Genomic DNA, 15,399 nt, shown 5'->3' with positions numbered 1-15,399 from the left:
CCTATTCGCCCTCTTCCGTTTCGCCAATGTCTTCTTCCACGGTTTCCCAGCGGTTTCGCGCCTGGTAGGCGGGGTCTTTCAGGTGGCCCAGGAAATCCGTCATGCGCGGCCCCCAGCTGGAGGCGGCCACGCAGCCTTCGGGGGCATGGGGCAGCAGGTCTGCCGGTGCCTCCTCCAGGCATAGTTGGGTGAGGATGAGCGCCTGCCGGTAGCTTTCACCCACGGGTGTGAGGTTGGCGGCGAGGGTGTCCAGCACTTCCGTCAGAGGAGCATCCTCCGGCAGCCCTTCGGCTTCAGCTTCGAGCAGCTCCACGGTCTTGAGCCGCGCGGTGATGAGCTTCAAGTGCAGGCGCTCCAGCTCCCGCCGGGCGGCGCCGCGGGACAGCGCGTGGGCGGCATCCTCCAGGTGCGGATGGAGTTTGCGGAACAACAGCGAAAGGGCGGTCTCTGCGGGGGTCATGGGAACGGCTTCGGTCATGGTTCCAGCGTACCTCACGGATTCATGGAGGACAGCCATTCCGCCGAAGGAATCGCAGATGTCCGCGCCCAGGGGAGGGCTCATGGAATTGGCCACGCTCCTGCAGCCCATTGACCGCCCCTGGGAAGCCGACGCGCTGCCCCGCTGGGATGGCCCCGACACCCTGGTGCTGGCCTTCGGCAGTCCCGAGCTCATGGATGCCCCTGGCCCCCTGCGGCATCTGCAGGCCACCTACCCCTCCAGTTGCCTCCTGGGCTGCTCCACCGCCGGTGAGATCCACGGCACCCTGGTCCACGACCACCAACTCAGCGTGGCCGTGGCCAGGTTCGCGAACACCCGCCTGCGCTTTGCTGACACCGCCGTATCAGGACCGGAGGACTCGGAGGCTGCCGGAGCCGCATTGGCGGATCAGCTGCGGGGCCCCGGCCTCCGGGCCGTGCTGGTGCTCTCCGACGGCCTCCGGGTGAACGGCAGCGAGCTTGCGCGCTCCCTGAGCCAGCACCTCGGCCCCGGCGTCGCCGTGACCGGCGGTCTGGCTGGAGACGGGGCCCGCTTCCAGAGAACCTGGGTCCTGACCGCAGAGGGCCCCCAGTCCGGCCACTTCTGCGCTGTCGGCTTCTATGGCAACGCCCTCCGGCATTGCCACGGCAGCAAAGGTGGCTGGGACACCTTTGGCCCGGCCCGCCAGGTGACCCGGGCCAAAGGCAACGTTCTCTTTGAGCTGGACGGCAAGCCCGCCCTGCCTCTGTACAAAAGCTACCTGGGTGAGCGCGCCTCGGGCCTGCCCGCCACGGCGCTTCTGTTTCCCCTGAGCCTGCAGGATCCGGAAGGGCGCAACGAGGACATCGTACGCACCATTCTCTCGGTGGATGAGGAGGCCCAGAGCCTGACCTTTGCGGGTGATATCCCCGAGGGCCACCTGGTGCACTTCATGCGGGCCAACTTCGACCGACTCGTGGACGGCGCCGGTGCCGCGGCTCAGGGGCTCGGCGATCCACGGTTGTCACCGACCCTGGCCGTGGCCGTGAGTTGTGTGGGGCGCCGCCTCGTGCTGGGTGAACGGGTGGACGAAGAGGTCGAGGCCACCCTGGAGGCCCTGCCACTGGGCACCCTCCAGCTGGGCTTCTACTCCTACGGCGAACTCTGCCCCCAGGCGACGGGCGCCTGCGGCCTCCACAACCAGACCATGACGCTGACGGTGTTCCAGGAAGCCTGATGCTCCATTCCCTTCTCCAGCGGCAGCTGAAGCGCTCCGGCCTCGACGCCGACGCCTTGCCGGAAGGCAGTCCCCTGAGGGACCTGCTCGAGCGGATCAGCCGTTCCTACGCCGAAGCCGACCAGGACCGCTACACCCTGGAGCGGAGCCTGGCTGTGTCCAGCGAGGAGATGCGCACCCTGTACGAGGAACTGAAGCGCACCTCGGAAAGCCGCCTCGCCGAAAGTGAGCAGCGCTACCGCTCGGTGGTGGAGACCGTGCAGGAGGTCATCTTCCACACAGACGCGAGGGGCCGGTGGGTCTTCCTGAATCCCGCCTGGAAGGAGCTGACAGGCTTCACCGTCGAGGAGAGCCTGGGGAGTTACTACCTCGACGCTGTGCTGCCCGAAGATCGGGAATCGGCCCTGGCCGAGGTGGCCCTCTCGCTGCGCAACCCCACCCGGCAGTCCCGCCATGCGGTGCGCTTCATCACCAGGGATGGGTTCCGCTGGGTGGAGGTCCATGCGCGGCCCCTGCTGGATGCGGATGGCGTGCTGACCGGTGCCAGTGGAACGCTCAACGACATCCACGACTGGCGGGAGGCCGAGGAACAGGTCCAGAAGCAGCAGCGACAGTTGGCCAGCATCCTGGACACCCTGCCCATCAACATCTACCTGAAGGACGCCGAGGGGCGCTTCCTGTTCGTCAATGAGGAGACCTGTCGCACCCTGGGGCTGCCCGCGGAAGCCATCACCGGCCGCACGGACGAGGATGTATTCCCGCCGGATCTGGCCGCCCAGCTGAGGCAGGAAGACCTTCGGGTGTGGGAATCCGGAGAGCTGCGAACCAGCGAAGAAGCCCACCACAGTCCCTCGGGAACCCGCTGGTTCCTCGCCGGAAAGACGCTCATCCAGGCCCACACCCGCCATGAGGCCCTGCTGCTGGGGTTCAGCCTTGACATCACTCAGCGCAAGCAGGCCGAGAACCAGGCCCACACCAAGGAGCGCCAGCTCGAGGACGCCATCGAATCGCTGGATTCGGGTTTTGCCATGTTCGATGCCGAGGATCGACTGGTGAAGTGCAACCAGACCTATCGGGATCTCTATCCGGAGATTGCCCCTCTGCTTGTCCCAGGCACCTCCCACGAGACCCTCCTGACCCGCTATGTGCAAAGCGGCGTGAACCTCGGGACGGGGCTCACTCCTGAGGCCTGGATCCAGAACCGGCGCCGCGCGCACCAGAACCCCACCGCGCCCATCGAGCGCCGGATCGGCAATCGCTGGGTCCGCATCAGTGATCGCCGCACCAGCGATGGCGGCATCGTCAGCCTTCGGACCGATGTCACCCGCCTCAAGGAGCAGCAGGATGAGCTGCGGAAGGCCAAGGACGATGCCGAGGCCGCCACCCGGGCCAAATCCGATTTCCTGGCCAACATGAGCCATGAAATCCGCACGCCCATGAACGGTGTGCTGGGCATGACCGGCTTCCTGCTGGACACGCCCCTGAATCCCGAACAGCGCGAACATGCCGAGACTGTGCACGCCTGCGCCAGCGGCCTGCTGGAGATCATCAACGACATCCTGGATTTTTCCAAAATCGAAGCGGGCATGCTCGATCTGGAAATTCTGGATTTCGATCTGCGGGACTGCACCGACGAAGTGCTCGCCATGTTCGCGGTCCAGGCCGAGGCCAAGGGCCTGGACCTGGCCTGTTTCCTGGATCCGGCCATTCCCTCACCCCTGCGGGGCGATCCCGGGCGCATCCGCCAGATCCTCATCAACCTCGTGGGCAACGCCATCAAGTTCACGGCCTCCGGCTCGGTCACCATCCACGCCTTCCTTCAGCAGCGGGAAGCAGAGGCCGTGGACATCCAGTTCTCTCTCAAGGACACCGGCATCGGCATCAGCAAGGAGGCTCAGGCGCGCCTCTTCCGATCTTTCTCCCAGGCCGATGGCTCCATGACCCGCCGCTTCGGCGGCACCGGGCTTGGCCTGGCCATCTGCCGCCAGCTGGTGACGATGATGGGCGGAGAGATCCAGGTGGACAGCGGCCCGGGGTCAGGCTCCACCTTCACCTTCTCGCTCCGACTGGAGACGGCCCCGGAGGCCATTACGGTCCCGAATCGTTTGCAAGGGGCCACCGTCCTCTGGGTGGGACCCCCCAGCGCCACCCGCGAGACCACGCGGGAGCAGCTGCAGGCCATGGGTCTGGTCCTGACCGTGGCCTCTTCAGATGCCATCAAGGCGCTTGACCCGCGTGCCTTCCAGATCGTTCTCCTGCAGGGCGACCTGCCCGACGGCTGGGAGACGGACCAGCTGCCCTTCATCCACGTGGTGCCCTGGAGCCATCCGGCCCGCCACGCCTCCCACAGGGCGACCCTCGTCAGGCCCATCCGACAGCGTCCCCTCATGGCAGCCCTGGCCGGGGCCCTGGGCTTCACGCCCGAGCCTCTGACTGCGGATACGCCGAGCGCCGACCTTCTGGCCATGCCCCGTCAGGGGCGGCTGCTGGTGGCCGAAGACAACCCCGTCAACCAGAAGGTGGCAGTGCGCTACCTGGAACGGCTCGGCTTCCGGGTGGATGTGGCCGCGAACGGCCTGGAAGCCCTTGAGGCCTGCGCCCGACTGCCCTACGACCTCATCTTCATGGATTGCCAGATGCCCGAAATGGACGGCTTTGAAGCCACAGTGGCCCTGCGCTCACAGGAATCCCAGGCTGGCGCCCCCCGGATTCCCATCGTGGCGCTGACCGCCCATGCCATGGCCGGGGAGCGGGCCCGGTGTCTGGCCGCAGGCATGGATGACTACCTGACCAAGCCGCTTAGGTTGGACGAATTGGCCCGAGTAATCCAGCATTGGACCCAGGAGCCTCCCATGTGCCCAGCCCCCAGGGATGAATCCCTACCCCCCCGCGACCTGCCCCAGGACATGCTGGATCACGCCACCCTCCAGAATCTGGTGGAGCTCGATGATGGCGGTAGTGGTTTGCTGTCGGAATTGATCGAGATCTTCCGGGAGGACACCCCCCGGCGCATCCACGACATCCTCGCCGCCGCAGCCAAAGGCGACGCTCTGGAATTCTCCCATGCGGGCCACGCCCTCAAGGGTGGAGCCGGGGCCCTCGGCGCTGCCGCCATGCGCCGCTATGCGGCGGACATCGAAGCCCTGGGCCGCAGCGGCTCCGTGGAGGCGGGCCCGGATCTCCAGGCTGACCTGGAGCGTTTGTTCCTGGATTCCCTGGCCGCCCTGGAAGCCTATGCAGCCAAACTTCGCTAGCGAAGTCAGGGCGCCCCGAAGGGCCGCACCGCCGTGGCGCCCTTGGGCGGCGGCTGGTCGCTGATCTGGATGCGGCCGTTGGCATCGGTCCACTGGTAGATGCGCGTGGAAGCCCGCTGCTGGGGCGTGGGTTCGGGCACCACCTTCTGCTCATCCACGGTGAAGCCGCCGCGCCCCTTCTGCAGCAGGGCCATGCTGCCCGCCAGCTTGGGATCAGCCTGCACGGCCTTGTTGCGGTAGAGGCTCAGCACGCGGGGCACATAGGCCTGCGTCTCGCGGAAGGGTGGGATGCCCTTGTGCCGGTTCACGGCCCCTTCACCCGCGTTGTAGGCGGCGACCACCCGGATCAAATCCCCCGCATAGTAGTCGTGGAGCCACTTCAGGTACTTCACACCCCCGCTGATGTTCTGGCGGGGATCGAAGGGATCCATGACGCCGAACCGCTCCGCCGTGGAGGGCATCAGCTGCATGAGTCCCAGGGCCCCGGCCTTGGAGCGGGCCTTGTAGTTGAAGGCGCTTTCCGTCTGGATGATGGCCCGGGCCAGGTGGTTGTCCACGCCTTCGGCCTGGGCAATCTCATCCACCAGGGCGATGAGTTCGGGGCTCTTCAGGGCCTTCGCCATCTCCGCCGGCGTGATGGCCAGCTGCACCTTGCCCACGCCCACATGCTTCAGCACCAGCCCCTGACCCTTCATGTAGCTGGGCGGCAGGTTGTTGATGATCAGGCGGCCCTGCTTGTCGTAGTAGGTATAGAGGTAGGTGACTTGGGGCTTCCGGAAATCCCGCGCGGCCTTCGGCGTCCCGGCGAGCGCCAGGACCGAGGCGGAAAGGATCAGAACGCGACGCAGCATCTGGGACCATGATACGTCCATAGGGTGGATCGGCCGAGGAGGGCAGCGCCTGAGGCTGGAATCCCTCACGGCTGATCCAAGGTCGATCCTCGGAAATCTTAGTGTGAGCGGGTACACCAGTAGGAAGATTGGGGCATGGGATGGAATACTAAGACCCCCTGGCGCTACCGATGGCAAGGGACGATCACCCACAGGAGGAAGTCCATGAAGTCCCTGCTCGCGACTGCCGCGATCATCCTTTCCACCCTCGGCACCGCCCACGCGGCCGAATGGGGCACCGACGTGCCCAAGGCGATTGCCAAGGCCAAGGCCGAAAACAAACTCGTCGTGCTCGACTTCACCGGTTCCGACTGGTGTGGCTGGTGCATCAAGCTCAAGAAGGAAGTTTTCGACACCCCGGAATTCGAGGCCTATGCCGCCAAGAACCTGGTGCTCGTGGAAGTCGACTTCCCCCGCAAGAAGGAGATGAGCGCTCAGCAGAAGGCCACGAACCAGCAACTGGCCGCCAAGTACGGCATCAAGGGCTACCCGACGATCTTCGTCTTGGAAGGCAGCGGCATGCCCGTCGGCAAACTGGGCTACATGGAGGGCGGCCCCAAGCCCTTCATTGCGGAACTGGCCAAGCTCAAGAAGTAGGTCGCGAAGCGCGACAGGGCCGGGGCCTTCGGGCCCCGGTTTTTTGTTGGCTGGCCGCCTACATGTTTCTCCGGTACTGCCCGCCCACCTCGTAGAGGGCCTGACTGATCTGGCCGAGGCTGCATACCTTGGCGGCGTCCAGCAGGGCCTCGAAGAGGTTGCCGTTGGCGCGGGAGACCTCCTTCAGCCGCAGCAGGGCCGCCGGGGCGCGGTCGGCGTTGCGGGCATGGAAGGCCGCGAGGTTCGCGATCTGCTGCTGCTTCTCCGCCTCGGTGCTGCGGATGAGCTCGGGTGTGCCGGGTTCGGCGGCCTGAGGGTTGAGGAAGGTGTTCACGCCGACGATGGGCAGCTCCCCGCTGTGCTTGAGGTGCTCGTAGTGCATGGACTCTTCCTGGATCTTGCCCCGCTGGTACATGGTCTCCATGGCGCCCAGCACGCCGCCGCGGTCGGCGATGCGGCGGAACTCCAACAGCACGGCCTCCTCCACCAGCTCCGTCAGCTGCTCGATGAGGAAGGCGCCCTGCAGGGGGTTCTCGTTCTTCGCCTGACCCAGCTCGCGGTTGATGATGAGCTGCACGGCGATGGCCCGGCGCACGCTCTCCTCGGTGGGCGTGGTGATGGCCTCGTCGTAGGCGTTGGTGTGCAGGCTGTTGCAGTTGTCGTAGATGGCGTAGAGGGCCTGCAGCGTGGTGCGGATGTCGTTGAAGTCGATCTCCTGGGCATGCAGGGAGCGGCCTGAGGTCTGGATGTGGTACTTCAGCTTCTGGCTGCGGTCGTTGGCACCGTACTTCTCCTTCATGGCCACGGCCCAGATGCGGCGGGCCACGCGGCCGATGACGCTGTATTCGGGGTCGAGGCCATTGCTGAAGAAGAAGCTGAGGTTCGGCGCGAAGTCGTCGATGTGCATGCCGCGGGACAGGTAGTACTCAACGAAGGTGAAGCCGTTGGCCAGGGTGAAGGCCAGCTGGCTGATGGGGTTCGCCCCCGCCTCGGCAATGTGATAGCCGCTGATGCTCACGGAGTAGAAGTTGCGGACCTTCTCCTCGATGAAGGTGGCCTGGATGTCCCCCATGACCTTGAGGCTGAACTCCGTGCTGAAGATGCAGGTGTTCTGGGCCTGGTCTTCTTTCAGGATGTCGGCCTGCACGGTGCCGCGCACGGTCTGGAGGGCCTCGGCCCGCAGTTTGGCGTAGACCTCCGGCGGCAGCAGCTCATCCGAGGTCACGCCCAGCAGGGCCAGCCCCAGGCCGTTGTTGCCCTCGGGCAGATCGCCTTCATAGCGGGGTCGGCTTAGGCCCTTGGCCCCGTAGAGGGCATCGATCTTCGCCTGAGCCGCCTCGAACTGGCCGTGCTCCTTCAGCCACTGCTCGGCCCGCTGGTCGATGGCGGCGTTGAGGAAGAAGGCCAGCATGGTGGGCGCAGGGCCGTTGATGGTCATGCTCACGCTGGTGGTGGGGCAGAGCAGATCGAAGCCCGAGTACAGCTTCTTGGCGTCGTCCACGGTGCACACCGACACGCCGCTGTTGCCCACCTTGCCGTAGATGTCGGGCCGGACATGTGGATCTTCGCCGTAGAGGGTCACGCTGTCGAAAGCCGTGCTCAACCGCACGGCAGGCTGACCCTTGCTTACGTAGTGGAAGCGCTTGTTGGTGCGCTCGGGCGTGCCCTCGCCGGCGAACATGCGGGTGGGATCCTCCCCCACGCGCTTGTATTCGAAGACGCCTGCCGTGAAGGGGAAGCGGCCCGGCAGGTTCTCCAGCAGCTGCCAGCGCAGCAGCTCGGCCCAGCCGGAATAGGGCGGCAGGGCCACCTTGGGCACCAGCGAGCCGCTGAGGGAGGTGGTGTAGTTGGCGGTTCGAATTTCCCGGCCACGCACCACATAGATGTTCTCGGGTTCGGCGTAGCTGCGCTTCACCTCGGCCCAGTCGTGGATGAGGCGACGGCTTTCGTTGTTCAGTTCGCCCAGGTGTTCCTGGTAGCGCTGGCGAAGCAGTAGGATGGCGGCCCCCTGGTCCCCCGCCACCGCCTCGGTGAGATGGCTGCTGTCGTAGAAGGCGCCTGCGGGCGGCACCTTGTCCCCCAGGGCCTTGAGGCTGGTCCAGAGCGCGAAGGACAACTCAGCGGTATCGGCCTGGCGGCGGGCCCAGGCTTTGTAGCCCTGCACGGTATCGGCGATCTCTGCCAGATAGCGCACTCGCTCGGGCGGGATGATGGCGGCACGGCGTGGATTCACGGCCTCGGCTTCAAGCTTGGGCACCCAGTCCAAACCGGCCTTCGCGGCGATGACCTTCACCAGGTTCACGAAGAGCCAGTTGGTGGCGGGGTCGTTGAATTGGCTGGCGCAGGTGGCGTAGACCGGCATCTCATCGACAGGTTCCGAGAAGCGCTTGTGGGCCCGCTGGTACTGCTTGCGCACATCGCGCAGCGCATCCTCGGCGCCTCGCTTGTCGGCCTTGTTCAGCACCACCAGATCGGCGAAATCCAGCATGTCGATCTTCTCGAGCTGGCTGGCGGCGCCGTACTCAGGGGTCATCACGTACATGGCCAGATCCACCATGTCGGCGATCTCGCTGTCACTCTGGCCAATGCCCGCAGTCTCGACGATCACCAAGTCGAAGCCATCGGCCTTGGCCGCGGCGATGCTGGCCACCAGGGCCTCGCTGGTGGCGCGATGGGCGGCGCTGCGGGTGGCCAGACTGCGCATGAAGACGCGATCGCGCAGCTCGGGGTGGTAGAGCGCGTTCATGCGAATGCGGTCGCCCAACAGGGCGCCGCCAGTCTTGCGCTTGGTGGGGTCCACACTGAGCACCGCCACGCGCTTGTCGGGGAAGTCCACCAGGAAGCGGCGCAGCAGCTCGTCGATGAGCGAGGACTTGCCCGCGCCGCCGGTACCGGTGATACCCAATACGGGAATGCGCTGAGAGGTGGTGGAGGAGGGCAGCGCAGCGACGTCGCCCAGCTCGATGCGCGTGATGCGGCGGGCCAGGGGATGGAATTCCGGCGTGGTGCGGGGATCAATGTCGCAGCGGCGCACCATGTCATCGATCATGCCCTGCAGGCCCATCTGGCGGCCGTCCTCCGGGCTGTAGATGCGACCCACACCGTAGGCTTCCAGCTCACGAATCTCGTCCGGGGAGATCACACCCCCGCCACCGCCGAAGACCTGGATGTGACCCGCACCGCGCTCCCGCAGCAGGTCCACCATGTACTTGAAATACTCCACATGGCCACCCTGGTAGCTCGACAGCGCGATGCCCTGGGCATCCTCCTGGATGGCGGTGTCGACGATGTCCTGTACGGCGCGGTTGTGGCCCAAATGGATCACTTCGCAGCCTGTGGCCTGGAGAATGCGCCGCATGATGTTGATGCTGGCGTCATGGCCATCAAACAGGCTGGCGGCGGTCACGAAGCGCACCTTGTGCCGAGGCACGTAGCCTTCGCTCAGATGGTCAGCGGCGCTGACCGTCGAATGTGTGGACATGGATACTCCCGGTGGGGCGAGGTCCAAGTCTACCGGGCATCCCCCTCCAACCGAAGCAGAGGCTGACCCAAGGTCAGTTGTCCTCCAGGAGGCCCAGGGGGAACTGGTCCTCCATAAGCGCCTGCCGTTCCTTCAGGTGCTGCAGCAAAGCCTTCCATTTCGGCAAGGTTCGCAGGGGCTCCAGCATGGGACTGCGTTCGTACCAGGCGGTACAGCCGAAGCCCCGGGCAAACGCACGAGAGGCCATCTCCATGGCGCTGGCACGGTCACCCACGAGGGCATAGGCCTCGGCCAAGCGGATGGTGAATTCGCCATCGGGTTCGCGCATGCCGATGCGCTCCTGGTCGTACTCCCGCAGCTTCACCCAGGCCTGATCTTTTTCCCCCCGGAGGATCAAATCGTAGATCTCGCTGAGGCGCATGATGTTCGGGTAACCATTGGCCAATCCCTCTGCCGCCTGGAATTCTTTGTGGGCGCGAGCCTGGTCGCCGCGCACCAAGGCCAGGTAGCCACGGTAGAAGGGCAGCACGCCGGAGGTACTCCGAAGATGCCCCGGCTGCTCCTGAAGGCTGGCCTCGAAGCGTGAAATTTCACCTGTGTAGAGGCAGGTGATGTCCACGGCCTGGGGCTGGAGACTGGCAAAGGCGAGGTTGTCACGCAGATCCATGGCCTTCCTGGCCAGAGGCAGCAATCCGGCGCCCCTGGCGGCATAGGCGATGCCGGTGAGGAGGGTGGGATTGTGCGGTTGTTTGTGCCTCGTCCGCAGAAGCAGGTCGAGGGCCTCGCGCTGGTTGCCGATATCCGTCTTGAGCAGCGACAGCAGGAAGACGCCCCGGGGGTGGCCCGGCGCCAGGTTCAGCCCCTGCTGCAGGGCGGCCTCGGCGTCCACTTGATCCTGTCGGAAGGCCGTGGTGCTGTTGAGCATCCAGCGGTAACGGAGGTTCCCCAGGAGAATCCAGGCAGAGGCGCAGTCCGGTTCCTGGCGGGTGGTCTTCTCGACGAGGTTCATGGCCTCCTCCAGGTGCTGGTTCTGCAGCCGCCAGGCGGCGGCCTGCACCAGATCCCAGAACACACTGGGGGTCTTGGGCACCAGGTTGACCCCAGGCCGGTCCACGGATCGGGGGAAGTCTTTTAGGAAGGTTTCAAAAGCCCGATCCGGCGGCAGCACCTTCGCATGGCGCTCCTCCCACGGCGAAGCCGATTTCGGCTGGAGGCGCCTTCCCCAGACGAAGCGGTAGGAGAGATCCAATGCCTGGTCCCGCCGGCGTGGCTGCAGTTGCACCACCAGGGTCCGGGCCTGCCCCTGCAGCGGACTCACATCCGAAGGCATCTCGCCCACCACGGTCACCGCGAATCCGCCCAGGTGCTCCAGGTGGTCCTGGATCATGGCATTCAGGGCTCTGCCCTGAGCCTCATCCAGGCCGCTGGGTGCCGCCACCTCAGGTGCCACCAGCAACACGCGCAAAGGTGCGCGGACGCCTTGGCGGGCGAGCAGCCAAGCCACGGCCCCTCCACCACCTAGCAGCAGCAGGAAAGCCAATCCAAGGAGGAGGCTGGTGGGCTGGGAAGGGGTACGGGATACAGGCTGAGGCATAAAATCTCGTCACAGGCCTCCACCATGCCGCGCCGAAACACTGGACGGGCTGGGCAAAAGCGAGTCAAAGCCTATCAGGTAACCCGCGTCGAACCGGTCACAGACCCCCGATGGTGGTCAAGCATGCTTGTAGAATGAAGACGCTCTGTGGCGTCTAGGAGTAGATCCCGAACTGAGCTGGCGAGAAGTGGCCTTGCAGCAGGCGCTGCCGCGCCTCCACGTGCTGCATGAGCGCATTCCATCGGGGCGTCCCGCGAATGGACCGGAGGAACGGACTCTCCTGGTACCAGCGGAGACACCCGAATCCCTGGCTGAAGGCCCGCGATGCCATGCCCATCGCCTGATTCGCATCCCCGATGAGCGCACAGGCTTCGGCCATCTTGAAGGTGAATTCCCCATCGGGCACGCGCAGTCCCACCCGGTCTGCCTCCAGCCTCTTGAGGCGGTCAGCGGCCACGGCTGAGTTCCCCTCAGCGATGGCTTCGTACACGCCCGCCAATTGCTTGAACTGCGTGAAACCTTCCTTTTGCGACTGCGTTTGGGCGAACCAGAACCGCGCCATGGCCCGATCCCCCCGCATCAGGGCCAGGTAGCCGCGGTAGAACCGCACCAGGGCCGTCCGGGGATCGCCGGGAAATTCCACCAATCCCGCCTCGAAATGCGCCACGTCCCCGCAATAGAGATAGGTGTTCTCCGTGGAATCAGGCATGAATTCCGAGAAGACCAATTGATTCCGGCGCTTGAGGGCTCCCTTCGCCACATCCAGCAAACCCGCGCAACGGGCCGCGTAGGCCAGTCCCTTGAAAAGCGTGGAGTTCTGGGGATGGGCCTGGAGGCATCCTTGCAAAACGTAGAAGGCTTCCCGCTGGTCGCCGGAATCCGTCTTCAGCTGGCCCAGCAGGAATCCACACTGCGGGTGATTGGGCGCGAGATCCAGGGCAATGCGCAGGTACCGTTCCGCTTCGGATTGCCCCTGTGGGTGGCCTTTGGGCTGGATGAGCAGGTGGCGGTAGAGCAGGTCCCCCCGCGCCATCCAGGCCATGGCGCACCGGGGTTCGGCATTGGTGACCTGCTCGGCCAGCTTCATGGCGCCCAGCAGGCCATCGTCATGCTCCCGCCACTCCATGGCTTCTAGGAGGGTCCAGAACGCCTCGGTGTCCTCGGGAAGCAAACGATTCGGATCGAAGGGGGGGCTGAGGCTGAAGGGAAGCCGCCCCCTCATGGCCTTGAAGGCCTCGGCGGGTGGGCGGGCCGAGATTTCCGTGGTGCGCCAAGCGGCGTCCCCGTTCCACTTCAGCTGGTCCACCCGAGTGGACCGGATGGTCAGGGCCAGAAGGGATCCCTCTTTCCGGGGCAGCACTTCCAACAGAAGGGCGGTGTCCGGCAGGCGTTCGAGGTGCACGGAACCAGGCGATTGGACGAGGTCCGTGACCGACACCGGACCGAGGGTTTCGAGATCCCAGGTCATGAGATCCCACAAGGTGCGCCGGGCCCCCTGGGTGAGCCCCGGGGCCTGGGTGGTTTCCACTCGGACGAGCAGCACCTGAATGGGTTGCCCGAAACCGCGGCGATTCAGCAGCCAAGCCGTGACCAGCCCTGCCAGCAACAGCAGCACCAGCAAGCAGGCCGCAGCCAAGGGGAGGCGGCGGGGCATGCGTGGATCTGGGGGGTCCGGCATGACTGGGGTCCATGGAGGAATGTGGCTCAAGGTAACCCAAGTCCACGGCTATGGGGAGCGGGCTTCGTTGCAAGACCCCATAATCGATCCCGGAGCTCCCATGATTCGTGCCACCCTCATCGCGCTGCTGGCCATCTGGTCCCTGCCCTTGGCCGCCCAGAAGGCGCAGAAACCGGCCACGCCCACCGAAGATTCCACCATTGAACGCTTCCGGGCCCACGCCAAGCCCCGGGTCGTGGCGCCCGAAGCCCCGCTCAGTGCCGAGGAACGGAACACCATTCGACGCTTCAGGGAGGCGAAATCCAGCGTGGTGTTCGTATCCGCGATCCTGAAGGGGCACGATCTCAGAACACAGGATTCTGCCAAGATCCCGTTCGGAGCAGGCACAGGCTTCGTCTGGGATGAATGGGGGCACATCGTCACCAACCATCATGTGGTCACGGTCGAAGAAGGAGGGCAGCGCATCACGGAAGTCCAGGAGGTGGAAGTCACACTCGCCGATGGGCAAACCTACAAAGGCCGTGTCATTGGGTTCAGCTTCGCCTACGACATCGCCGTCATCCAGGTGTTCGCCCCCCTCCAAGCCATGCGCCCCATTCCCATCGGCCGCAGCCAATCTCTTCAGGTGGGCCAGTCCGTGATGGCCATCGGAAACCCCTTCGGTCTTGATCATTCCTTGACCAAGGGTGTGGTCTCCGCGAAAAACCGGAAGATCGACACCGGCTACAGCACCCACATCCTGAACGCCATTCAGACCGATGCGGCCGTGAACCCAGGCAACTCCGGCGGCCCCCTCCTGGATAGCGGTGGTCGACTGGTGGGCATGAACACCGCCATTGTGGCCACCAAAGGGGAGGGCTCCGTGGGCGTCGGCTTTGCCATTCCCGTGGATACCCTCAACGACATCGTTCCCAAGCTCATCGCCCGGACACGGCTTGAGCCGCCCCGCATGGGCTTCGAGGTCATGACGTCCGCCCTTGCTCAACAGTCTCTTGGAATCACCCAAGGCCTGCTTGTCTTATCGGTGGATCCAGCCTCTCCGGCGGGTCGGGCCGGACTCCGGCCTCTTTCCGTGGATGCCCAGGGCCGGGTCAAGGAGATGGGTGACATCCTGTTGGCCTATCAGGGCCGCGTCATTGAAAGCGAAGGCCAGTTCATGGCCATGCTGGAGGTGGAGACCCCCAAGGATGAAATCGAATTCGATGTCCTTCGCAGTGGAGAGGTCATCAAGGTGAAGCTCAATCTCAAAGGGTCCAAAGCTGGCGAGCCGGTTAAACCCCAGCCCGCCAGCATCTGAATCACTTCTTGGCGGACACCTGGATCATGGGCGTGGCGCCGCCCATGGGCGTGATGATGAGGTTGCCCTTGGCGCCGATGTCCCGCAGCGCCTGGATACGCTGGTACTCGATGATCTGGGGCGTGAGGCTCTGGCTCACGATCTGCTGGGCCCGGGCCTGGCCCTCGGCCTCGATGCGCTTGCGCTCGGCTTCCTGCTTTTCCTTCTGCAGCACGAAGGCCATCTTCTGGGCGTCCTGATCGGCGCTGATCTTGTCGTTGATGGCCTTGGTGATCTGGTCGGGCAGGATGACGTTGCGCAGGAGCATCTGTTCAAGGTTGATGCCGCGAGCCTCGAAGGCGGCCTTCAGGGTTTTGGTCACCTGATCCACGAAGGACTGGCGCTTGGAGGTGTAGAGTTCCGTGGCGGAGAGTGCCGCGGCAGCATCGCGGAGGCTGGCGCGGATCTCACTGCGGACGATGCGCTCTTCCACATCCGGACCGATGGTGCGGTAGATCTCTGGCAGGCGGGCCTGCTGCAGAGAGTAGAAGATGGTGGCGTCCAGCTTCACCGTGAGGCCGTCGCTGCTGATGACCGCGATGGAATCGTCCCCCTTGCGCTGGCCCTCATCCGCCACGTTGGACATGGTGTAGTTCCGGGTGCGGACCTCCATCTCCACGACCTGGCTGAAGGGATTGATGAAGTGCAGGCCGGAAGGCAGGGGTTCCGAATTCACCTTGCCGAACAGCACCTGGATGCCCGCCTGTCCCGGCGGCACCACCACGGCCATGGAGGCCAGCAGGACAAGGACGCCCAGGCCCAGGCCCACCCACTGCACGATGGCCAGGCGGGCCGACAAGGGGAACCCCACCTTGGTTTTCCAACGCCAGGCCAGGACACCCACCACGAGAAGCAGAACGGCCAAGAGAATCAAA

The 15,399-nt window shown here is 65.0% G+C and carries 10 protein-coding genes; 4 read left to right on the top strand and 6 right to left on the bottom strand.

Annotated features, from left to right (window positions below):
* Position 1 precedes the first annotated feature (1 nt).
* On the bottom strand, positions 2–562 hold the full coding sequence (locus Q9293_RS00590) for a hypothetical protein (protein WP_306249227.1): 561 nt from the start codon (positions 560–562) through the stop codon (positions 2–4).
* On the opposite strand from Q9293_RS00590, the gene Q9293_RS00585 reads away from it, so the two are divergent.
* Entirely contained in the window at positions 561–1,694 is a 1,134-nt protein-coding gene (locus tag Q9293_RS00585; RefSeq protein WP_306249226.1) for an FIST signal transduction protein, read from the top strand. The genes Q9293_RS00590 and Q9293_RS00585 overlap by 2 nt on opposite strands.
* Positions 1,694–4,948: a PAS domain S-box protein gene (locus Q9293_RS00580; RefSeq protein WP_306249225.1), complete on the top strand. Its 3,255-nt coding sequence runs from the start codon at positions 1,694–1,696 to the stop codon at positions 4,946–4,948. Before Q9293_RS00585 ends, Q9293_RS00580 begins: the two co-directional genes overlap by 1 nt.
* Before the next feature lie 5 nt (positions 4,949–4,953).
* Here Q9293_RS00580 and Q9293_RS00575 read toward each other — a convergent pair whose 3' ends face one another.
* Complete coding sequence (locus tag Q9293_RS00575) at positions 4,954–5,799, bottom strand: transglycosylase SLT domain-containing protein (protein ID WP_306249224.1); 846 nt, start codon at positions 5,797–5,799, stop codon at positions 4,954–4,956.
* A 204-nt stretch (positions 5,800–6,003) separates the two neighbouring features.
* Between Q9293_RS00575 and Q9293_RS00570 the strand changes: the two genes are divergently transcribed.
* Complete coding sequence (locus Q9293_RS00570; RefSeq protein ID WP_306249223.1) at positions 6,004–6,435, top strand: thioredoxin family protein; 432 nt, start codon at positions 6,004–6,006, stop codon at positions 6,433–6,435.
* A 58-nt stretch (positions 6,436–6,493) separates the two neighbouring features.
* Here the strand turns inward: Q9293_RS00570 and Q9293_RS00565 are convergent, their stop codons facing one another.
* The 3 genes from Q9293_RS00565 to Q9293_RS00555 all read right to left on the bottom strand — a co-directional run bounded on the left by Q9293_RS00565 (position 6,494) and on the right by Q9293_RS00555 (position 13,164).
* Positions 6,494–9,916: a methylmalonyl-CoA mutase family protein gene (locus tag Q9293_RS00565; RefSeq protein ID WP_306249222.1), complete on the bottom strand. Its 3,423-nt coding sequence runs from the start codon at positions 9,914–9,916 to the stop codon at positions 6,494–6,496.
* 73 nt (positions 9,917–9,989) lie between these two features.
* Positions 9,990–11,420, bottom strand: coding sequence for a hypothetical protein (locus tag Q9293_RS00560; RefSeq protein ID WP_306249221.1), 1,431 nt, complete (start codon positions 11,418–11,420; stop codon positions 9,990–9,992).
* 244 nt (positions 11,421–11,664) lie between these two features.
* Positions 11,665–13,164 carry a hypothetical protein gene (locus Q9293_RS00555; protein ID WP_306249220.1) on the bottom strand — a complete coding sequence of 500 codons (1,500 nt, stop codon included), beginning with the start codon at positions 13,162–13,164 and terminating at the stop codon, positions 11,665–11,667.
* Positions 13,165–13,288: 124 nt separating this feature from the next.
* Between Q9293_RS00555 and Q9293_RS00550 the strand changes: the two genes are divergently transcribed.
* A complete protein-coding gene (locus Q9293_RS00550) occupies positions 13,289–14,485 on the top strand; it encodes a S1C family serine protease (protein ID WP_306249219.1) in 1,197 nt (398 codons plus the stop codon).
* Between the two features lies 1 nt (position 14,486).
* Here Q9293_RS00550 and Q9293_RS00545 read toward each other — a convergent pair whose 3' ends face one another.
* Positions 14,487–15,398: a prohibitin family protein gene (locus tag Q9293_RS00545; RefSeq protein ID WP_306249218.1), complete on the bottom strand. Its 912-nt coding sequence runs from the start codon at positions 15,396–15,398 to the stop codon at positions 14,487–14,489.
* Position 15,399: the final 1 nt, after the last annotated feature.

The sequence above is a fragment of the Geothrix sp. PMB-07 genome (assembly GCF_030758935.1).
In the GTDB taxonomy this organism is placed as follows: domain Bacteria; phylum Acidobacteriota; class Holophagae; order Holophagales; family Holophagaceae; genus Geothrix.
This window is presented reverse-complemented; position numbering and strand designations above follow the sequence as displayed.

Bases quoted from the DNA above. Each gene is read 5' to 3' on its own strand.
- Q9293_RS00585 (WP_306249226.1), top strand. From the start codon at position 561: ATGGAATTGGCCACGCTCCTGCAGCCCATTGACCGCCCCTGGGAAGCC.
- Q9293_RS00590 (WP_306249227.1), bottom strand. From the start codon at position 562: ATGAGCCCTCCCCTGGGCGCGGACATCTGCGATTCCTTCGGCGGAATG.
- Q9293_RS00580 (WP_306249225.1), top strand. From the start codon at position 1,694: ATGCTCCATTCCCTTCTCCAGCGGCAGCTGAAGCGCTCCGGCCTCGAC.
- Q9293_RS00575 (WP_306249224.1), bottom strand. From the start codon at position 5,799: ATGCTGCGTCGCGTTCTGATCCTTTCCGCCTCGGTCCTGGCGCTCGCC.
- Q9293_RS00570 (WP_306249223.1), top strand. From the start codon at position 6,004: ATGAAGTCCCTGCTCGCGACTGCCGCGATCATCCTTTCCACCCTCGGC.
- Q9293_RS00565 (WP_306249222.1), bottom strand. From the start codon at position 9,916: ATGTCCACACATTCGACGGTCAGCGCCGCTGACCATCTGAGCGAAGGC.
- Q9293_RS00555 (WP_306249220.1), bottom strand. From the start codon at position 13,164: ATGCCCCGCCGCCTCCCCTTGGCTGCGGCCTGCTTGCTGGTGCTGCTG.
- Q9293_RS00550 (WP_306249219.1), top strand. From the start codon at position 13,289: ATGATTCGTGCCACCCTCATCGCGCTGCTGGCCATCTGGTCCCTGCCC.